The following is a 19,089-nucleotide window of genomic DNA, read 5'->3' as shown; positions in this document are numbered from 1 at the left end:
CTCCCTTATGTCGGGAATTCCGCACGCGAAACGACATCTTTCGTCCTTTGTGCAGCCACATTCTGATGAAATATGTTAGGGGTTCATTGATCCCGGCACAGTTGCCGCAGGATGAGTTGGAGTAAGAGTCGTGGGGATTTTGCAGCGATGACCCAAAGTGGGGACCAGTCGCCGGCTGTTGTTTTGCTGGCTGAAGACGATGTAATCAATCAGCAGATCGTCCGTCATCTTTTGGCGGATTTTCCGTTTATCGATCTCGTGATCGCCGGTGACGGCAAAGTGGCGCTGGAAGCAGCGATATCTCAGCCTTTTGACCTGATGATCTTTGACCGCAACATGCCATTGATCTCGGGCGACCGGGTGATCCGTCACCTCAAGGCGGCCCGCACGATCAACACCTCCACCCCGATGATCCAGTTCACCGCAGATGCGGACCGTACCTCGACGAATCCGCGTCCCGGCGATCAGGCAGATGCTGTGATCCCAAAGCCGATCCAGAGCGAGGTGTTCCGCAACACCGTTCTGCGTCTGCTCGGCCGGGGGGTTGAGCCAGAGGCGCGCAAAATTTTTGGCTAACGCCCAAATTCTGCCGCAAACTCCGGCTTAGGTTGTATTCAGACAACCAAAGGTGGTGATGATGTCAGCCAATATGCGATACCTAGCCGTTGACGATGATCCGGCATTTCACTTTGTTCTGACGAAAATGATGACCCAGCTCGGGTATCAACCGCCAGTCTGTGCCATTTCTGCTGTTGAGGCCCTGAAGTATCTGTCTGATCCGCAGGAACAGTTTGATGCGATTCTCCTGGATATCCAGATGCCGGGAATGGATGGAATCGAGGCCTGCCAGCACATCCGCGCGATGCCGCATCACAGCGAAACGCCGATCATGATGGTCACGACCATGAACGGGCGGGAATTTGTCGATCAGGCTTTTGCGGTCGGCGCAACCGACTATCTGACCAAGCCGATCAACCGGATAGAGTTGCAGGCCCGGCTCGGCATGCTGGACCGTCTGGTCAAAGAGCATGCCAATGCCCGCTCGCTGCAGTTTGCCATGGAATCGATGGATGACGTGGAAAGCTTTGGCTTTGCCTTCGAAGACGCGGTGACCCTGCCGAAATGCGGCTCGCTGATCGACTATCTGGCGCTGGAAAACCACTTGCTGACCCTCAGCCGGCTCAAGCTGCATGCCCATACCGCACTGGCGTTTCAGGTCGTGGGCGGCGCGTCGCTGTTCCGGCGGCTCAACCGGATGGAGTTTCTCGATTGCATGGCCGATGTCGGCTCTGCCATCGCGGCCTGCATGAAGCGCCAGACCTTTCTGCTGGCCTATGCCGGCAGCGGCGAGTTCGTCTGCATCCTCAACCGGCAGCATCCGGTCGACATGCAAGAGCTGGAACAGGAACTGTCGTCAGAACTGATGGTCTATGACGCGGTTTACGACAGTCTGGGCCTGCCGATGCTGGAAGTGCGGATCGGGGCCACGGTCACCTCGGGCCTGTTCTCGACCTCGGCGGTCAAGACCATGCTGGGGCGCGCGCGCGCGTCAGTACGGGGCCACTCCGGCTATCCGATGCAATACATGGCGGGCTAAGGTGCGCGCAGACATGACAGCGGGACCAGAGGCCGCAGACCCGTGGACACTGGCGCTCTTGCCGCAATTTCTCGATCTGACGGCCAGCCGACAGAACGAGATCGACATCGAGCGTGGCAATCTGGAAGCGGGCGAAGACCCGCTTTCCGCAGCCCGCGAAATCGGCAAGATCGCGCACAAGATCGCCGGAACCGCCGCCAGCTTTGGCTTTGGGGGTCTGGGCAGACAATCCCAACGCATCGAACTTATCTGCAATCAGATCTGCTCTTTGTCTGACGCCACCCGCGACGAGGCCGTAAAGACCTATCTTCTCCCCGCACTGGATGATCTTTCGGGTGAGATGACCAAGGCCCTGATGTCTGCTCCCTGATTGCGGCGCCGGTGTATGCTGGCGTACCGGCGGTTTTCGCCGGTTTTTTGCCAGGTCACGTTTTCCTGACTGGAACCAATTCGCTGTTTGCCGCGTTATGCTGCATATGTAGAGAATCCAGGTAACTCCAAGAGGCTTCCAATGAAAAAATTCGCCCTTCTGTCCGCTGTCGCGCTGTCTCTGGCCGCTTGCCAGACCTCCAACCAGAATGCTGCGCTTGGCGCTCTGGGCGGGGCCGCTCTCGGCGCGGGCCTGTCCTCCGGGTCGGACCGCACCACCGGTGCGCTGATCGGTGCGGCGGCGGGTGTGGCTGCATCCACCCTGATCGGCCCGGCCCAACAGCGTGGCCAGTGCTACTACCGTGACGCAAACGGCAACCGTTTCGTTGCCGCCTGCTGATCTGACCTTGGGTTAGATATGGGGCGGGACCGCATTGCCGGTCCCGCCCTTTTGCATTCCGGCCCCCGGCAGCCATCCGGCCTTTTCAGCCCGCCGCCCACCCGGTATGAGCGGGGCAAGCACAGCCGGGGCGCGCCGACCCATGACCAGATCCACCGCAGCCGATGATGATGGTATCGTTCTGACCGATGCCAGCGTCACGCTGACCGGCAGGCCGGTTCTGCACAACCTGTCGCTTCACCTGCATCAGCAGCGGATCGGCATCATCGGGCGCAATGGCTCGGGCAAATCCACGCTCATGCGGCTGATGGCCGGGCTGATCGCGCCCGACCGGGGCACGGTACGCGTCGAAGGGGATGATCCCACCCGCGCGCGCAAGAAAATGCTGTCGCATCTGGGCATCCTGTTCCAGAACCCCGATCACCAGATCCTGTTCCCCACGGTTGATGAGGAACTGGCCTTTGGCCTCATGCAGATGGGCGCTCCGAAATCCGACGCGCAGGCGCAGGTCACTGCCCACCTCGTCCGCCATGGCCGCAGCCATTGGCGCGGCGTGTCGGTTGCCACGCTGTCGCAGGGCCAACGCCACTGGCTCTGCCTGCAAGCCGTGCTCTTGATGCAGCCGCGCACGATCCTGCTGGATGAACCACTGGCCGGGCTGGATCTGCCCACACAAACCCGGCTGGCCCGCGCCTTTGCCGCCCTGCCCCAGCGTCTGATCACCATCACCCATGACCCGGCCAGCCTGACCGGCTGCGACCGCGTGATCTGGCTGGACGGCGGCAGCGTGGCCGCCGATGGCCCGCCCGCGCAGGTTCTGCCGCTGTTTCAGGCCGAGATGCAGCGACTGGGGGGCCTTGATGCTGACGCTGACCTCGCCGGTTGAAACCCCGCTGCACCGGCTGCGGGCAGGGGTGAAACTCGCCGCACTCGCCCTGTTCACCTTTGCCCTGTTCTGGACCAGATCCCCGCTCTGGCTGGGCGTCGCACTGGGTCTGGTCATCGCAGTATACCTGACGGGGGGCACGATATTCGCCCGCCACGGCGCACGCATGCTGCGCCCGCTCTGGCCCTTTATTGCCGTCATCGCACTCTGGCATCTGTGGCAGGATGACCTGTCCGGCGGGGCCGTGGTGCTGCTGCGCATGGTTGCAGCGGTCGCGGCGGCCAACCTTGTCACCATGACCACCCGACTATCAGACATGATCACCGTGCTGGAACGGCTGGCCCGGCCGCTGTCGCCGCTCCTGCCACCCCGGCGACTGGCGCTGGCAATCGCGCTGGTGATCCGGTTTATCCCGGTACTCTCCGAACGCGCGGCGCAGCTGTCACTGGCCTACCGCGCCCGCTCTGGCCGCGCCCCCGGCTGGCGGCTTTTCGCGCCGGTGGCGCTGGCCGCCCTTGATGATGCCGAATGCGTCGCCCAGGCCTTGCGCGCGCGCGGCGGCGCGGGGTAAGACCCTGCAAACTCCGGAGGATCCGATGGAACGCAGCCTGACCCATATCGCCCTGTTTGCCGCCCTGATTGCCGTGCTGGGCCTTGTGCCGCCGCTCTATCTGGCCGGTGCCGTGCCGGTCACCGCACAAACCCTCGGGGTCATGCTGTGCGGCACCGTGCTGGGTGCCCGGCGCGGCGCACTGGCGGTGCTGCTGTTCCTGCTGCTGGTGGCGCTTGGCCTGCCGCTGCTGTCGGGCGGTCGCGGTGGCCTTGGCGTGTTTGTCGGCCCTTCCGTCGGCTATCTTGTCGGCTTCCCCCTCGCCGCCTTTGTCGCGGGCTGGATCATGGAACGCACCACGCTGCCGACGTTCTGGGCCGCAACGGCGGGCGGGGTCATCGGTGGCATCGGCGTGATGTACCTCTGTGGCATCACCGGCATGGCCATCGTGCTGAACAAAACGCTGGCCGAGGCGGCATTTCTGGGCCTCGCCTTTCTACCCGGCGATCTGATCAAGGTGGTGCTGGCCGGTCTGGTGACCCAAGGCATCGCCCGCGCCCGCCCCGGCGCGCTGCTGGCCCGCGCCTGAGGCAGTTACCGCTGCACCACCAGCGCCGTGCCGATCCCCCCGGCCGAGGCAATGGCCGCAAGGCCAAAGCCTTGGCCAAGGCTGTGAAACAGCCGCACCGCCAGCACCGCGCCGGATGCCCCGATCGGATGTCCGCGCGCCAGCGCCCCGCCCTGCAGGTTCACCCGCGCCGGGTCCAGCCCCGCGCCTGCGACACAGGCCATCGCCTGCGCGGCATAGGCCTCCATCACCTCGCTCTGCGTCATGTCCTGCGCTGACAGCCCCAGCGCGCTGAATGCCGCCACAATCGCCGGAACCGGGGCCAGCCCCGGCTGCTCCGGGTCCGCCCCCAGCGTGCGCCCGCCGCAGATGCGCAGCGCGCCCGCCCCGGCAAGGCGATCCGCCGCCACCAGACAAAACGCCGCCCCATCCGCCGCCACCGCCGCCGTCGTCCGGGTGACCGACCCCGCCACCACCGGCGCCCGCGCCAGCAGCGCCGGGGTCAGGCGACGCGCAAAGTCATCGCGAGACACCCCCACCACCGGCACAATCTCGGGCCAATCCGCCACCGCCAGCGCCTTGGCATGGCTCGCCACCGCCCAGGCCTCCTGCGCCGCGCGACCGTAGCCACAGGCCCGCGCCAAAGCCGCCGCCGCATCCGCCATGCTCGGATTGCGCGCGGGCCAGGGCGTAAACGGCGCCTCGTCATAGGCCACCGGCGCGCCGCCCTCCGGGTCGGTCGCGAGCCGCAGCGGGCGGCGCGAGAAACTCTCCACCCCGCCCGCCAGCACCAGATCGGCCTGCCCCGAATCGACCAGCGCCGCCGCCAGCAGCAGCGCATCCAGCCCCCCCGCGCATTGCCGGTCAATCGTCAGCCCCGCCACCCGCTCCGGCAGCCCCGCCGCCAGCGCGATCCGCCGCGCCGGGTTGCCCCCCGGCCCGATGGCATTGGCGCAGATCAGCTCATCCACCGCCGCCACCCCGGCATCCGCCAGACAGGCCAGAACCACCGGCACCGCCAGCGCCTCCAGCGACAGCCGGGCAAAGGCCCCGCCCTTGGGCACGATCCCCGTGCGCCGGGCCGACAGGATCACCGCCACGCCTCCACCTCCCGCTGCAACGCGCCAAAATCGGTCTTGCCCGAGGCCAGCACCGGCCAGTCCTGCCGCCAGATCACCCGGCGCGGTGCCAGCATTGGCCCCAGACCCGCCCGCGCCGCCGCCAGAATCTCCCCCTCCCGCGCCTGCTCCCCCATCAACACCGCCCACAGCACATGCCCGCGCAGCGCATCCGCCCGCGCCAGCACCGCCGCCCGCGTCACCCCCGGCAAGCCCGCCAGAAACCGCTCGATCTCTTCGGGAAACACATTCTGCCCGGCAATCGTCACCATCCGCCCCGCCCGCCCGCGCAACACCAGCCCGGCAGGCGTCATCGCCCCGATCTCGCCCACCGTCAGCCAACCATCCCGCCACCGGGCCGAGCCATGATCCGCCCCGGCATAGCCCTGAAACACATAAGGACTGCGCACCCAGACCTCACCCACCGCCCCCTCGGGCAGGCCCCCCCCCCCGGCATCACAGATCCGCAGCTCCACGCCCGGATACACCCGCCCCACCGTCTCCGGCCCATCCTCCGGCCCGGAGAGCGTGATGAAACTCGCCTCCGCCGCACCATAAAACTCGCGCACAACCGCCGCCGGGGCCACCGCGCGCACCTCAGCGCGCAACCCCGCCTCCAGCTTGGCCCCGCCCACCAGCACCAGCCGCAGATCGGGCCAGACCACCCCCGCCGCCACCATCTGCGCCAGATGCACCGGCGTCGCATAGATCACCCCGATCCGCCGGTCCGCCAGCGCCTGCGCCATCCGGTCGGGCCGAACCCCGTCCAGCAGATGCACCTCGGCCCCCAGCGCCAGCCCCTCCAGCGCTGCATACAGCGCCAGCGATTGCGACAACCGCCCCGGCACCGCCACCCGCACCCCCGGACCGATGCCGAACAGCCGCGCATTCACCGCAAAACTCGCCAGCCACGAGGCTTGGGTCCGCACCACCCGCCGCGACCCGCCCAAAGAACCGCCGGTCAAGGTCTCGAAACACCCCTCCCCCGCCGCAACCGCGCCCGCTCCGCCAACCCGGAACCCGGCCCCCCGCCCCGCCAGAACCGCCGCCAGCGCGACCCCGCCCGGATGATCCGGTACCACCGGCGCAAACACCGCCCCACGCGGCACCTCACCCCCGTCAGGACCGATCAGCCGAGCCTGATCATGCCATTCAAACCAAGGCTTTGCAGCTTTCCCAAATACTCCCGCCGGAGGCATCCGCCGCTCTCCCCAAACGACCGCGCTCAGGACAGCACGAGCGTCCGCATCCGCCGCACCGCCAGCAGATAGCCCTCGGTCCCGAACCCCGCGATCACCCCCTCCGCCCGCAAACTGACATAGGAATGATGCCGGAACGCCTCGCGCTTGTGGACGTTCGAGATATGCACCTCCAGCACCGGCCCGTCAAAAGCGTTCAGCGCGTCCAGAATGGCGACCGAGGTATGGGTGAACGCACCGGGGTTGATGATGATGCCCGCGCCCGCGCCGCGCGCCTCGTGGATCCAGTCGATCAGCGCGCCCTCGTGGTTGGACTGGTGAAAGCGCAGCTCCAGCCCCAGATCCGCCGCCAGCGCAGCACAGGCCGCCGCCACATCCTCCAGCGTCTCGCGCCCGTAAATCTCGGGCTGGCGCAGGCCCAGCAGGTTCAGGTTGGGACCGTTCAGAATATAGATCGGCTTGGTTTGGTCAGGCTGGGCCATGGCGTCCTCTTTGCAACTCGCGCCATGCTATCCAGACCGGGTGCGACAGGAAACCCGCATTTGCACAGGCTGCTCTGCAGCATGGGCAAACAGGGCGGCCCGCGCCACCCAAAAAAAAGAGGCCCAGGCCGCATTCGGCAAGGGCCTCAGGGAGACGCCGTCAGCCTGTGGTCAGGCAACCTTTTCCAGAACCAGCTCGGGCACCAGTTCGGGCTGGATGCCCAGCGCGCGCACGACTTCGCGGGTCAGATGCGGGCGGTTCAGGGTGTAGAAATGCAGATCCTCGACCCCGCCTTGCAGCAGGTTGTCGCAAAGCTGGGTGCAATGGGCCAGCGCATACAGCTCTTCACGCCCGTCACGGGCGGCGGTGGTAAAGGCCTCATCCAGCCGCGCCGGCACGTCCGAGCCACAGCGCAGCGCGAATTTCTTGGCCCCCGCCCAGCTGGTGATCGGCAGGATGCCCGGAATGATCGGCGCGGTGATGCCCTCTTTCACGCACAGATCGCGGAAGCGGAAAAACGTGTCGGCATCAAAGAAAAACTGGGTGATCGCGCTGGTCGCACCCGCGTCGATCTTGCGCTTCAGCCAGCGCACATCGGCAAGGCTGTCTGCCGCATCGGGGTGCGGCTCCGGATAGGCCCCGACGCGCAGCTTGAATTTCCCGGTCGCGGCCAGCGCCTCGATCAGCTCCACCGACGAGGCAAAGCCGTCCGGGTGCGCGGTAAACCGCTCCGCCCCTTTGGGCGCATCGCCGCGCAGGGCGACAATCTCGGTCACGCCCGCCTCGGCATAGGCCGCAGCAATTTCCATGGTCTCGGCGCGGGTGGCATCCACACAGGTCAGGTGCGCCGCCACGTTCAGCCCGTAGTTCTTGCCGATCGCCGTCACCGCCTCATGCGTCAGCCTGCGGGTGGTGCCGCCCGCGCCATAGGTAACCGAGACAAACTCCGGCTGCATCGGGGCCAGCGCCTGTACGGTTTCCCAAAGACGGAACGACGCGTCGAGCGTCTGGGGCGGGAAGAACTCGAACGAGATGCGCGGGGTGGCCATGGGTCTCTCCTTTTGATGCCCCCTTGTCGCAGATTGGCGCATGTGAGACAAATTCATAATCTTCACGATGATCTTGTGGTGAACCTCATGTATATCGAACTCCGCCACCTGCGCACCATCCGCGCCATTCATCAGGCGGGCGGGCTGGCCCGCGCCGCTGACCTGTTGAACATGACGCAATCGGCCCTGTCACATCAGGTCGCCAATCTGGAAGATCAGGCCGGGATGGAGCTGTTCGTGCGCCGCTCCAAACCGATGCGCCTGTCAGCGGCAGGCATCCGCATGCTGCGCGCCGCCGACCGCATCCTGCCGGAAATCGAGCTGATGGAGGAAGAATTCCGCGCCCTGCGCTCGGGCAAGACCGGGCGGCTGCACATCGCCATCCAGTGCCACGCCTGTTTCGACTGGCTGTTCCCGGTGCTCGAGATGTTCCGCCACGCCTGGCCCGAGGTTGATGTCGATATCCGCGCCGGCCTCGCGTTTGACAGCTTTCCCGCGCTTCTGCGCGAAGAGGTGGATCTGGTCATCACCTCCAACCCCGAACCGCTGACCGGCATCACCTATAACCCGCTGTTCGACTACCATCCGGTGTTCCTGGCCTCAGCCCAGAACCCACTGGCCGCCAAACCCTTCATCACCGCCGAAGATTTCCGCGATCAGGTGCTGATCACCTACCCCGTGGGCCGCGACAAACTCGATGTGTTCACCGAACTCCTCACCCCCGCCAAGGTCGAACCCCGCGGCCAGCGCCCGGTGGAACTGACGGCGGTGATCCTCATGCTGGTGGGGTCGAACCGCGGCGTGTCGGTGCTGCCCGACTGGGTGCTGCGCGACATCAAAAGCAATGCCGATTACATCACCCGCCCGCTCGGCCCAGACACAGTGACCAAGCGCCTCTCCGCCGCCACCCGCGACGAGGATGCGGCCAAACCCTTCATGGCGCATTTCCTGCGCCTGTGCCGGTCCGAGCCGGTCAAGCTGCAACGCGACTGACCCCGCCGCGCCACCCGCTGCCAAACAGCGGAAAATCCGTGCCTTTTTCAGCGCAGGGCAGGAATTCCTGACCCTGCACCTCGCGCAAACCATTTGACTTGCCCCCCGATCAGCGGAACCCTGCCGAGCGTCGGACACCCCTGCCGGAGGATGTGATGCGCGTTGTGATTGCCGCCCTGACCCTTGCCCTTCTGGCCTGCGCCACCCTGCCCGCTCAGGCCGCCCAGAGCTTGTTGCCCGCCCCCGAAGCACAGGCCACCCCCGAAGCGCAGGCCGCAGAGCAACCCGCGCGCATCTCGGTCCGCGTCTCGATCTCGCGGCAAGTGATGGAGGTGTTTCACGAGGGCCGCAAAATCCACGAATGGCCGGTCTCTACCGCGCGGCAAGGCAAGATCACCCCCACCGGCCAGTGGAACGGCGCGCAATGGCTGTCCCGCAACCACCGCTCCAGCCTCTATAACAATGCGCCGATGCCGTTTGCGGTGTTCTACAACGGCAATTACGCGATCCACGGCACCGATCAGGTCAGGAAACTGGGCCGCCCCGCCAGCGCCGGATGCGTCCGCCTGCACACGGCCAATGCCAAGATCCTGTTCAACATGGTCCGCGCCGAGGGCAAGGACAATCTGCGCGTCACCGTGGTGCGCTAACCCCACCGCTGACCTGCCCGCAGCGGGGTGTCCCGCCGCTGCCCCCCTCGCAGCCGCCCGAAACGCGCCGGAATACAGCGAAACACCCATCCCCCCTTCCCTTGGGCAACCGTCCGCCCTATACGCGGGCGCTTAAGCGGAACGGAGTCCTCACGATGCAAGGCAGCGCCAACCTCAACCTGATGATCAAGGCGGCGCGTCGCGCTGGCCGCTCTCTGGTGAAAGACTTCCGCGAGGTTGAAAACCTTCAGGTCTCGACCAAAGGCCCCGGCGACTTTGTCACCAAGGCCGACCGCGAGGCCGAGCGGATGATCCGCGAAGACCTGATGGGCGGCCGCCCCACCTATGGCTGGCTGGGCGAGGAAACCGGCGCCGCCGCCGGGGCTGACCCCACCCGCCGCTGGATCGTCGATCCGCTCGACGGCACCACCAACTTCCTGCACGGCATGCCGCATTGGGCCGTCTCGATCGGGCTGGAGCACAAGGGTGAAATCGTGTCGTCAGTCGTGTATGACGCGGCCAAGGACGAGATGTTTTGGGCCGAAAAAGGCTCGGGCGCCTGGCTCAACGACAGCCGCCGCATCCGCGTCTCGGGCCGCCGCACGATGAGTGAGGCGGTCTTCGCCACCGGCGTGCCGTTCGGCGCAAAGAAAACCCTGCCCGCCACCCTGCAAGACCTCGCCCGCCTGATGCCTGCCTGTGCCGGTGTCCGCCGCTGGGGTTCCGCCGCACTCGACCTCGCCTATGTCGCCGCAGGCCGCTACGAGGGCTACTGGGAGCGTGAGCTGTCCCCCTGGGACGTGGCTGGCGGCATCCTGCTGGTCAAGGAAGCCGGCGGCATGGTCACCGGCATCCGCGAAACCCAAGACCCGCTCGAAGACGGCAGCCTGATCGCTGGCAATGAGGGCTTGTTCGAGGCGTTCCGCAAGATCATCCGCAACGACGCCTGACAGGGGGCGGGGCCTGCCGCGCCCCCCTATCGCGGCCGCCGCGGTACCTGCGGCACACGTGACTGCGCCAGCGGATAGCGCGCCTCCGGATGCGGCGGCGCGCCGTGGGTGCGGTTCCAGAACCCGAACCCGCCCCGCCGCAGCCACAGCGGCAGCGTCATCGCAACCCCGGCGACAAACCCGCCCGTATGCGCCCAATAGGCCACGCCGCCACCGTCCAGCGGTGTGACCGCGCCATTGAACAGCTGCAACGCAAACCAGATCCCCAGCACAATCCAGGCCGGAATCGGGAAAATGCGGAAAAAGATCACGAAAATGATCAGCACATCCACCCGCGCCTTGGGAAACAGCAAAAGATACCCCCCCATCACCCCGGCAATCGCCCCCGAGGCGCCGACCATCGGAATTTCCGACACCGGATCCGCCGCATATTGCAACCCGACCGCCGCCAGCCCCGCCAGCAGGTAAAACAGGGCAAAGCCGGAATGCCCCATCTCATCTTCCATATTGTCGCCAAAGATGAACAGGAACAGCATGTTGCCCAGCAGATGCATCCAGCCGCCATGCAGGAACATATGGCTGACAATCCCGTGCAGGCTGACCCCTTCGGTCACGAAACGCGGCACAAAGCCCCAGTCGTAATAGAAATAGGCCAGTTGCTGTTCGTCCAGCGACAGATTGAACAGCAAGAAAACCGCCACATTCGCAGCGATCAGCAGCCAGGTGACATAGGGCCTGCGCCCCGACGGGTTATGATCGCGGATGGGAAACATGCGGCCCAGCCTTTCGCATCACCCCGCCCCCGTCAAGCCCGCGCAGCGGCCTTGCTGATGCCGTACCAGCGTCACCCCCGGGGGCCAGCCCCCGGACCCCCGGAGTATTTTCTAAGCAGCAATACAAAGAATCAGGCTTGCATTGCTGCTTCTGAAAATACTCCCGCGCGGAGCGCACTCCCGAGGAGACGCGGCGCAGCCGCGCGACGAGATAAAACCGCGCGGCGCAGCCGCTCCTTCAGATCCGCCGCCTCAGCCCGCGACTTCGGCCAAAAGCTGGGCATTGCCGCCCGAGGCCGTGGTGTCGATGCAGGCGTGGCGCTCCAGCGTGGCATGGGCCGCGTCGGGCATACCGGTGATCAGCGGCAGGATCGGCCCTTCGCGCGCCGCCAGTGCCTGCACGCAGGCGCGGGCAACCGCCTCATCGCCCCACCAGATCGCCCCGGCAAAGCCCGTCTCTGTGCGCAGCGCCTCGGGCAGCAGACCCGGCACCTCTACCGCCAGCCCGCCCAATGCGCGCACGGCGGTTGCCTGCGCCATCGCCTGCGCCGGGGACGGTCCCAGACACAGGACCGGCGCACGTGCCACGGATGTCAGGCGGTTCGATTCGCCGGTGGGACCGGGCAGATCGACCGTGACCGGCGCAGGCGTCGCCTGCGGTGCCTTCAGTGCTGCGCGCAGCTGTGCCACGCTGGTGGTTGCGCCAAGGTCGGCGTTATCCACCTCCGGCGCAGGGGCTGCGGTGAAGCGGTGCAGGTAATGCGGACCGCCCGCCTTTGGCCCGGTGCCGGACAGTCCTTCGCCGCCAAAGGGCTGACTGCCCACCACCGCGCCGATCTGGTTGCGGTTGACATAGATGTTGCCCACCCGCAGCGCGCCGATCACCTGCTGCACCCGGTCATCAATCCGCGTGTGCAGCCCGAAGGTCAGGCCATAGCCGGTGGCGTTGACCGCCGCGATCACATGGGGAAGCTCTGCCGCCCTGAATGTCGCCACATGCAGCACCGGCCCAAAGATCTCGCGCGCCATCGCCGCGATGCCCGGCACCTTTATCACCACCGGTGCAACAAACGTGCCGCCCTGCGGGGCCTTCAGCTCTTTCAGCACCCGCCCCTCGGCGCGGGCCGCTGCCACATACGCCGCAATCCCCGCCTGGGCGTCGGAGTCGATCACCGGCCCCACATCGGTCGCCAGATCCCACGGATCGCCCAGCGCAAGGTCGTCCATCGCGCCGAACAGCATCTCCAGCACGGTCGCCGCGATATCTTCCTGCACATACAGACAGCGCAGCGCAGAACAGCGCTGGCCCGCCGACTGGAAGCTCGACGCCAGAATGTCGCGCACCGCCTGTTCGGGCAGCGCGGTGGAATCCACCACCATCGCATTCAGCCCGCCGGTTTCCGCGATCAAGGGCGCGCCGGGGGCCAGATACTCGGCCATGCTGGCGCGGATCTTCAGTGCCGTATCGGTGCCGCCGGTAAAGGCCACCCCCGCCACCCGCGCATCGCGGGTCAGCGCAGCCCCCACCGCGCCGTCGCCGGGCAACAGTTGCAGCGCCGTCACCGGCACCCCCGCCTTGTGCAGCAAGCCCACCGCAAACGCCGCAATCAACGGCGTCTGCTCCGCAGGCTTGGCCAACACCGCATTGCCCGCCACCAGCGCCGCCGCGATCTGCCCGGTGAAAATCGCCAAGGGGAAGTTCCACGGGCTGATGCAGGCAAAGACCCCTCGCGCGGGATGCGCCAGCGCCCCGGCCCCGTCGGCATAATAGCGCAGGAAATCCACCGCTTCGCGCAGTTCGGCCACCGCATCGGCTTGCGTCTTGCCCGCCTCGCGCGCCAGCAGCGCAAAGATCGCGCCGAACTCGGCCTCATACAGATCCGCCGCGCGGCGCAGCACCTCGGCCCGCACCCCGGCCTCTGCCGCCCAGGGTTCGGCCAGCCGCAACGCGCAATCCACATCCGGGGCCGCAGCATCGGTGACAAAACCCACCCGTGCGCCGGTGGCGGGGTTCAGCACCTCGTGCCGCAAGCCGCCAACGGCGCGGCCCGCCAGCAGCGGCGCCGCCTCGAACACATGGTCCCGGAACGGCTCCCGCGCCGCCGCCACCGCCGCCAGATCAGGCGCAGCCGTCAGGTCAAACCCACGGGCATTGCGCCGGCCGCCGAACAACTCCGGCCCGGTCAGCAGCGCCTTGTTGGGCAGGCTCAGCCGCTCCACCGCCGTCAGCGGACAGGCGGCCACCCGCAGCGGCGGCACATCCTCATCAACGATCTGGTTGACGAAGCTGGAGTTCGCGCCGTTCTCCAGCAACCGCCGCACGAGGTAGGCCAGCAGGTCGCGGTGCGCGCCCACGGGTGCATAAATCCGGCAGCGGGTGCCGCGAGCCGTCAACACGATGTCATGCAGCCGCTCGCCCATGCCGTGCAACCGCTGGAATTCATAGGCCATTGCATCGACCCCCATCTCGCCCGCCATATGCAGCACCGCCGCCACCGTATGCGCGTTATGGGTAGCAAATTGCGGATAGATCCGGTCGGTCATGCCCAGCAGTTTGCGGGCGTTGGCGATATAGGACACGTCCGTCGCCTCTTTCCGGGTAAAGACCGGAAACGACTCCAGCCCCAGCACTTGCCCCCGCTTGACCTCGGCATCCCAATAGGCGCCCTTGACCAGCCGCACCATCAGTTTGCGGTCCAGCCGTTCGGCGGTGTCATGCAGCCAGTCGATCACCGCGCCCGCGCGGCGGCCGTAAGCCTGCACCACCACGCCAAACCCGTCCCAGCCCGCCAGCGACGGATCGGCCAGCACCACCTCGATCACCTCCAGCGACAGCTCCAGCCGGTCGGCCTCTTCGGCGTCGATGTTGAAGCCCAGCCCCGCCGCCCGCGCCAGCCCGGCCAGCGCCCGCACCCGGGGCACCAGCTCCGCCATCACCCGCGCGCGCTTGGCCACCTCATAGCGCGGATGCAGGGCCGACAGCTTGACCGAGATGCCGGGATTGGCGCGGATGTCATTGCCCTTGGCCGCCCCGGCAATCGCGGTGATCGCTTTTGAATACGCAAGATGATAGCGCCGCGCATCGCCTTCGGTGCGCGCGGCCTCGCCCAGCATGTCATAGCTGTAGGTATAGCCCTTGCCCTCCAGCTCGCGGGCGCGGTCCATCGCGCGGTCAATCGTCTCGCCCAGCACGAAGTTGCGGCCCATTTCCTTCATCGCCTGCGCCACCGCGCGTCGGATCACCGGCTCGCCCAGCCGTTTCACTGCTGCACGCAGGTGCCCCACCACCCCCGGCTCGCGGTCTTCCAGCACCTTGCCGGTCAGCATCAACGCCCAGGTCGAGGCATTGACCAAGGACGATGCCGACCGCCCCAGATGCCGCCCCCAGTCGCTTGGCGCGATCTTGTCCTCGATCAGCGCATCCATGGTTTCCGCATCCGGCACCCGCAGCAGCGCCTCGGCCAGACACATCAGCGCGATGCCCTCATCGGTCGACAGACCATATTCGGCCAGAAACACCTCCATCAGCCCCGGCCTGGCACTCTTGCGGATGCGGGTCACCAGATCGGCCCCATCCGCCGAAATCGCCGCCCGCGCATCGGGCGCCAGCGCGGCCTCGGCGACCAGCGCCTGTACCAGCGCCGGCTCATCGCGCAGCGCTTCGTTCTGAATGATCGCAAAGGGGGAGGCGTGGGACGGACGCGGCATGGGGGATCTCCTGTTTGGCCCATGATACCGCGCTATTCAAAGGCTGTTCTCCCGATTATCATCCTGCAGACAGGCATTCCGCCCGCAAATCAGGGAGTCTCCGATGTCATCTGTTCCACCCGATCTGGACCGTTTCGACCATGCCATCCTGCGCATCCTGTCATCCGAAGGCCGGATCAGCGCCGTGGAACTCGCCCGCCGGATCGGACTGTCAAAAAGCCCGACCCAGGCCCGCATGAAACGGCTCGAAGAACTGGGGGTGATCACCGGCTACCGGGCGGGCCTCGACCCGATCAAGATGGGTCAGGCCCATGTCGCCTTTGTCGAGGTAAAGCTGGCCGATACCCGCGAAGCCGCGTTGCAGGCGTTCAACAAGGCGGTGCTGACCGTGCCAGAAGTCGAGCAATGCCACATGATCGCCAGCCGCTTTGACTACCTGCTCAAAGTGCGCACCGCCGATATTCAGGCCTATCGCCGCGTGCTGGCCGAACGCATCTCTGCCCTGCCCCACGTCACCAGCACCTCCACCTATGTGGCAATGGAATCGGTGAAAGAAGGCCCGATCTGACCCCGCGCGCCGCCCCCCACCCCATCCCTCCCCCACAAGGGGGGAGGGAGGCGCTTGCGGCTCGCGGTGGTCCCGGACGGCCAGGCGCAGGCCCCTGCCCCAAGCGCGCCCTGCCCCTTGTGGGGAGGGATGGGGTGGGGGGCGGCACAGGGCTCAGACGGTCAGGCACCACCCCTCTCTGATCCCCGCGGAACCACATCAACGTCATGACGCAAGCCATACAGAAACCAGACGCGGGTCACACGTGACGCATACCTGAAATTTTCAGTCTTTTCATCCCCTTGCCGCCCGTCAGCGCCGGGCGCAATGCCCGGCCTCCGGGCCGTCACGATCAGCTCACCCCCCGATGCCCCGATCAGGGATCCGCTCAGTCAGGTGGTGCCCGCGGCCGGACTTGAACCGGCACGACCTTGCGGTCGGGAGATTTTAAGTCTCATGTGTCTACCATTTCACCACGCGGGCAGCGCAAGCACAGCATAGCGAAGCAGACGGCGGGGAAAAGGGGGGCCGTGACAATCCGTGCGGATCGCTTCACATGCTGCCCTGCGGCAATTGACACCGCCCCGGTTCCCCCGCTTTATGACAGCAACGTTTTTGCGGAAAGGGTCAGCATGAAAAAGGTCTATCCGGATGCCAGATCGGCACTCGACGGGGTGCTGTTTGACGGAATGCTTATTGCTGCGGGAGGCTTTGGCCTGTGCGGCATTCCTGAACTGCTGATCGCCGCGATCCGCGACGCGGGCACCAAGGATCTGACGGTCGCCTCGAACAACGCGGGCGTTGATGGGTTCGGGCTTGGGGTGCTGCTGCAGACGCGTCAGGTCAAGAAGATGATCTCGTCCTATGTCGGCGAAAACGCTGAATTCATGCGACAATATCTGAGCGGCGAGCTGGAGCTGGAGTTCAATCCGCAGGGCACGCTGGCCGAACGGATGCGCGCCGGCGGCGCCGGGATTCCCGGCTTTTACACAAAAACCGGGGTGGGCACGGTGATTGCCGAAGGCAAGCCGGTGATGAATTTCGACGGTCAGGACTACATCATGGAGCGCGGCATCGTCGCGGATCTGTCGATCGTCAAGGCGTGGAAGGCCGATCCCTCGGGCAACCTGATCTTCCGCAAGACCGCCCGCAACTTCAACCCGCCCGCCGCCACCTGCGGCAAGATCTGCGTGGTGGAAGTCGAAGAAATCGTGCCACTTGGCACACTTGACCCCGACCACATCCACCTGCCCGGCATCTATGTGCATCGCATCATCCAAGGCCAGCACGAAAAACGCATCGAGCAACGCACTGTTCGCAAAAAGGAATCCGTGTAATGTGGGACCGCAACCAGATGGCCGCCCGCGCCGCGCAGGAACTGCAGGACGGCTGGTATGTCAACCTTGGCATCGGCATCCCGACGCTGGTGTCGAACTACATTCCCGAAGGCGTCAACGTGACCCTGCAATCGGAAAACGGCATGCTGGGCATGGGCCCGTTCCCGTTTGAGGGCGAAGAGGATGCCGACCTGATCAACGCCGGCAAGCAGACCATCACCGAATTGCCGCAGACCGCTTTTTTCGATAGCGCCCAGTCCTTTGCCATGATCCGCGGCGGCAAGATCGCCATGGCGATCCTTGGCGCGATGGAGGTGGCCGAAAATGGCGATCTGGCGAACTGGATGATCCCGGGCAAGCTGGTCAAGGGCATGGGGGGTGCTATGGATCTGGTGGCCGGGGTGGGCCGGGTGGTGGTGGTGATGGACCACACCTCGAAACACGGCGAGTCCAAGGTGCTGAAATCGTGCACACTTCCGCTGACCGGCAAGGCGGTTGTCGACCGCATCATCACCAACCTTGGCGTGCTCGATGTCGTGCCCGGCGGGCTGAAGCTGGTGGAACTCGCCGACGGTGTTTCCGAGGCCGACCTGCGCGCCGCGACGGAGGCCACCCTTGTCGACTGACCCCAGCTTCCGCCGCGAAGATCACGGCGCCAAAGGCCGTTATGTCCTGACGCAAGATGGGGCGGAGGCCGAGATCACCTTTTCGGTCACCACCCCCACCCTGATCATTGCCGACCATACCGGCGTGCCCGATGCCCTGCGCGGCACCGGCGCGGGCGCGGCGCTGGTCGAATACATGGTGGGTGATGTGCGGGCGCGCGGCATCAAGATTGTGCCGCTCTGCCCCTTCGTGAACGCGCAGCGCCGGAAACACCCCGAATGGGCCGATGCCTTCGCCACCTGAAGCCATTCAGCTGTTCAGAAATATTTCCGGGGGGTAGGACCGAAGCGACGAGGGGGGCAGACAGCCCCCCTTTGCACCGCCAGCCCCAACCGCAACCTTCAGCCGCCCGCAGAGATCACCTTGAACACGCAAGGATCGGTCACCAGCTCTGGTGGCGTCAGGCACAGCCCCTGTGACACCTGCCAGGCCGCCAGCACCTTGGGCACATAGTCGCGCGTCTCGGCATAGGGTGGCACCCCGTCATTGGCCCGCACCGCGCCCTCGCCCGCATTATAGGCGGCGAGCACCATCAGCGGATCGCGGTTGAACTCTTTCAGCAGCCAGTTGAGATAGGCCACCCCGCCCTTGATGTTCTGCGCAGGGTCGGTCGAATCCGTGACCCCGAACCGCGTGGCGGTCGCGGGGATCAGCTGCATCAGCCCCTGCGCGCCCGCCGTTGACACCGCATCGGCGCGACCGGCGCTTTCCACCCCGATCACCGCCAGCACCAGCGCGGGCGAGACATCGGTCCCGATGGTGGCCGCCAGAATATGCTTGCCGTACTTCTCGGCGATGCCCTGCATATGCTGCATCCGGGGCGCGGCCACGCCGGTGCCTTTCGGCCCTTTGGACAATGTGGCCATCGCCAGCGGGAACCGGTCTGCCACCGCGCCCCGGCTGGTGGGCACGGTCTGCCAGAACCAGTCATAGCTGGAGGATTTCGGCGCCACCTGCATCAGCACGCCCGGCGGGGCCACGGCACCGGCCACCGCCGTCACCGCATCCGGCTCTGGCGTCGGCTCGCGTGGTTTCACCTTGGGGGCCAGCGCCAGCAGCCGGGCCTGTTCGGCCGGGTCAATCTGCACGATCTTGCGTTTGCCCATGCCTTCGCCGACCTTGACCCGCTTGAACGAGAAGTCGCGTTCGCCGCTCAATCCCTCAGCCGCACCCGGAACGGGCGCAAGACTGATTCCCGCGGCCAATAGTCCTGCAATGAATCGCATCGCTGCTCGATGCCTGTCTG

Annotated in this window: 21 protein-coding genes and 1 tRNA gene; 14 read left to right on the top strand and 8 right to left on the bottom strand. The window is 66.1% G+C overall.

All coding sequences use genetic code 11. The annotated features are described in order from the left end of the window. Window positions 1-111 precede the first annotated feature (111 nt). The 7 genes from J2X53_RS13670 (at window position 112) to J2X53_RS13640 (ending at window position 4,391) form a co-directional block, all read left to right on the top strand. Window positions 112-576 (top strand): response regulator, encoded by a 465-nt coding sequence (locus tag J2X53_RS13670; protein WP_349038046.1) that lies wholly within the window; start codon window positions 112-114, stop codon window positions 574-576. 58 nt (window positions 577-634) lie between these two features. Beyond that, window positions 635-1,597, top strand: coding sequence for a response regulator (locus J2X53_RS13665; protein WP_349038045.1), 963 nt, complete (start codon window positions 635-637; stop codon window positions 1,595-1,597). A 13-nt stretch (window positions 1,598-1,610) separates the two neighbouring features. Further along, the gene (locus tag J2X53_RS13660) at window positions 1,611-1,967 is read left to right on the top strand and encodes an Hpt domain-containing protein (RefSeq protein WP_349038044.1); all 357 of its coding nucleotides are present in this window, start codon (window positions 1,611-1,613) and stop codon (window positions 1,965-1,967) included. 141 nt (window positions 1,968-2,108) lie between these two features. Then, window positions 2,109-2,366: a hypothetical protein gene (locus J2X53_RS13655; protein WP_349038043.1), complete on the top strand. Its 258-nt coding sequence runs from the start codon at window positions 2,109-2,111 to the stop codon at window positions 2,364-2,366. Window positions 2,367-2,508: 142 nt separating this feature from the next. After that, a complete protein-coding gene (locus J2X53_RS13650; RefSeq protein ID WP_349038042.1) occupies window positions 2,509-3,252 on the top strand; it encodes an ABC transporter ATP-binding protein in 744 nt (247 codons plus the stop codon). After that, a complete protein-coding gene (locus tag J2X53_RS13645; protein WP_349038041.1) occupies window positions 3,227-3,823 on the top strand; it encodes an energy-coupling factor transporter transmembrane component T in 597 nt (198 codons plus the stop codon). Before J2X53_RS13650 ends, J2X53_RS13645 begins: the two co-directional genes overlap by 26 nt. A 25-nt stretch (window positions 3,824-3,848) precedes the next feature. Next, the gene (locus J2X53_RS13640; RefSeq protein WP_349038040.1) at window positions 3,849-4,391 is read left to right on the top strand and encodes a biotin transporter BioY; all 543 of its coding nucleotides are present in this window, start codon (window positions 3,849-3,851) and stop codon (window positions 4,389-4,391) included. A gap of 5 nt (window positions 4,392-4,396) precedes the next feature. Here the strand turns inward: J2X53_RS13640 and J2X53_RS13635 are convergent, their stop codons facing one another. The 4 genes from J2X53_RS13635 to metF all read right to left on the bottom strand — a co-directional run bounded on the left by J2X53_RS13635 (window position 4,397) and on the right by metF (window position 8,219). Further along, on the bottom strand, window positions 4,397-5,470 hold the full coding sequence (locus J2X53_RS13635) for a thiolase family protein (RefSeq protein ID WP_349038039.1): 1,074 nt from the start codon (window positions 5,468-5,470) through the stop codon (window positions 4,397-4,399). Beyond that, a complete protein-coding gene (locus J2X53_RS13630; protein ID WP_349038038.1) occupies window positions 5,461-6,687 on the bottom strand; it encodes an AMP-binding protein in 1,227 nt (408 codons plus the stop codon). The genes J2X53_RS13635 and J2X53_RS13630 overlap by 10 nt, the downstream gene beginning before the upstream one ends. A 26-nt stretch (window positions 6,688-6,713) precedes the next feature. Next, window positions 6,714-7,169 carry a type II 3-dehydroquinate dehydratase gene (aroQ, locus tag J2X53_RS13625; protein ID WP_349038037.1) on the bottom strand — a complete coding sequence of 152 codons (456 nt, stop codon included), beginning with the start codon at window positions 7,167-7,169 and terminating at the stop codon, window positions 6,714-6,716. Between the two features lie 171 nt (window positions 7,170-7,340). Further along, window positions 7,341-8,219 carry a methylenetetrahydrofolate reductase [NAD(P)H] gene (metF, locus tag J2X53_RS13620; protein WP_349038036.1) on the bottom strand — a complete coding sequence of 293 codons (879 nt, stop codon included), beginning with the start codon at window positions 8,217-8,219 and terminating at the stop codon, window positions 7,341-7,343. 87 nt (window positions 8,220-8,306) lie between these two features. Here metF and J2X53_RS13615 point away from each other — a divergent pair, with 87 nt between their 5' ends. From J2X53_RS13615 to J2X53_RS13605, 3 genes are all read left to right on the top strand, one after another. Continuing rightward, the gene (locus J2X53_RS13615; RefSeq protein ID WP_118149738.1) at window positions 8,307-9,212 is read left to right on the top strand and encodes a LysR family transcriptional regulator; all 906 of its coding nucleotides are present in this window, start codon (window positions 8,307-8,309) and stop codon (window positions 9,210-9,212) included. Window positions 9,213-9,367: 155 nt separating this feature from the next. Then, a complete protein-coding gene (locus tag J2X53_RS13610) occupies window positions 9,368-9,862 on the top strand; it encodes a L,D-transpeptidase (protein ID WP_349038035.1) in 495 nt (164 codons plus the stop codon). Window positions 9,863-10,017: 155 nt separating this feature from the next. Next, window positions 10,018-10,812, top strand: coding sequence for an inositol monophosphatase family protein (locus J2X53_RS13605; protein ID WP_349038034.1), 795 nt, complete (start codon window positions 10,018-10,020; stop codon window positions 10,810-10,812). Between the two features lie 26 nt (window positions 10,813-10,838). Here the strand turns inward: J2X53_RS13605 and J2X53_RS13600 are convergent, their stop codons facing one another. Next, complete coding sequence (locus tag J2X53_RS13600) at window positions 10,839-11,585, bottom strand: rhomboid family intramembrane serine protease (protein WP_349038033.1); 747 nt, start codon at window positions 11,583-11,585, stop codon at window positions 10,839-10,841. 252 nt (window positions 11,586-11,837) lie between these two features. After that, window positions 11,838-15,293 carry a bifunctional proline dehydrogenase/L-glutamate gamma-semialdehyde dehydrogenase PutA gene (gene putA, locus J2X53_RS13595; protein ID WP_349038032.1) on the bottom strand — a complete coding sequence of 1,152 codons (3,456 nt, stop codon included), beginning with the start codon at window positions 15,291-15,293 and terminating at the stop codon, window positions 11,838-11,840. A gap of 103 nt (window positions 15,294-15,396) precedes the next feature. Here putA and J2X53_RS13590 point away from each other — a divergent pair, with 103 nt between their 5' ends. Continuing rightward, window positions 15,397-15,861, top strand: a complete 465-nt coding sequence (locus J2X53_RS13590) for an Lrp/AsnC ligand binding domain-containing protein (RefSeq protein WP_349038031.1) — start codon at window positions 15,397-15,399, stop codon at window positions 15,859-15,861. Between the two features lie 376 nt (window positions 15,862-16,237). Here J2X53_RS13590 and J2X53_RS13585 read toward each other — a convergent pair. Further along, window positions 16,238-16,323 (bottom strand) — tRNA-Leu (locus J2X53_RS13585). 149 nt (window positions 16,324-16,472) lie between these two features. Here J2X53_RS13585 and J2X53_RS13580 point away from each other — a divergent pair. The 3 genes from J2X53_RS13580 to J2X53_RS13570 are packed head-to-tail and all read left to right on the top strand — an operon-like array spanning window position 16,473 to window position 18,086. Then, window positions 16,473-17,177 carry a CoA transferase subunit A gene (locus J2X53_RS13580; protein ID WP_349038030.1) on the top strand — a complete coding sequence of 235 codons (705 nt, stop codon included), beginning with the start codon at window positions 16,473-16,475 and terminating at the stop codon, window positions 17,175-17,177. Next, window positions 17,177-17,803: a 3-oxoacid CoA-transferase subunit B gene (locus J2X53_RS13575; protein WP_349038029.1), complete on the top strand. Its 627-nt coding sequence runs from the start codon at window positions 17,177-17,179 to the stop codon at window positions 17,801-17,803. Before J2X53_RS13580 ends, J2X53_RS13575 begins: the two co-directional genes overlap by 1 nt. Continuing rightward, a complete protein-coding gene (locus J2X53_RS13570) occupies window positions 17,793-18,086 on the top strand; it encodes a GNAT family N-acetyltransferase (protein ID WP_349038028.1) in 294 nt (97 codons plus the stop codon). The genes J2X53_RS13575 and J2X53_RS13570 overlap by 11 nt, the downstream gene beginning before the upstream one ends. 98 nt (window positions 18,087-18,184) lie before the next feature. Here the strand turns inward: J2X53_RS13570 and J2X53_RS13565 are convergent, their stop codons facing one another. Then, window positions 18,185-19,069, bottom strand: coding sequence for a lytic transglycosylase domain-containing protein (locus J2X53_RS13565; RefSeq protein WP_349038027.1), 885 nt, complete (start codon window positions 19,067-19,069; stop codon window positions 18,185-18,187). Window positions 19,070-19,089: the final 20 nt, after the last annotated feature.

This window comes from Pseudotabrizicola sp. 4114 (assembly GCF_031457365.1).
In the GTDB taxonomy this organism is placed as follows: domain Bacteria; phylum Pseudomonadota; class Alphaproteobacteria; order Rhodobacterales; family Rhodobacteraceae; genus Pseudotabrizicola.
Note: the sequence above shows the minus strand (reverse complement) of the source record. Positions and strands in the feature narration are given on the sequence as shown.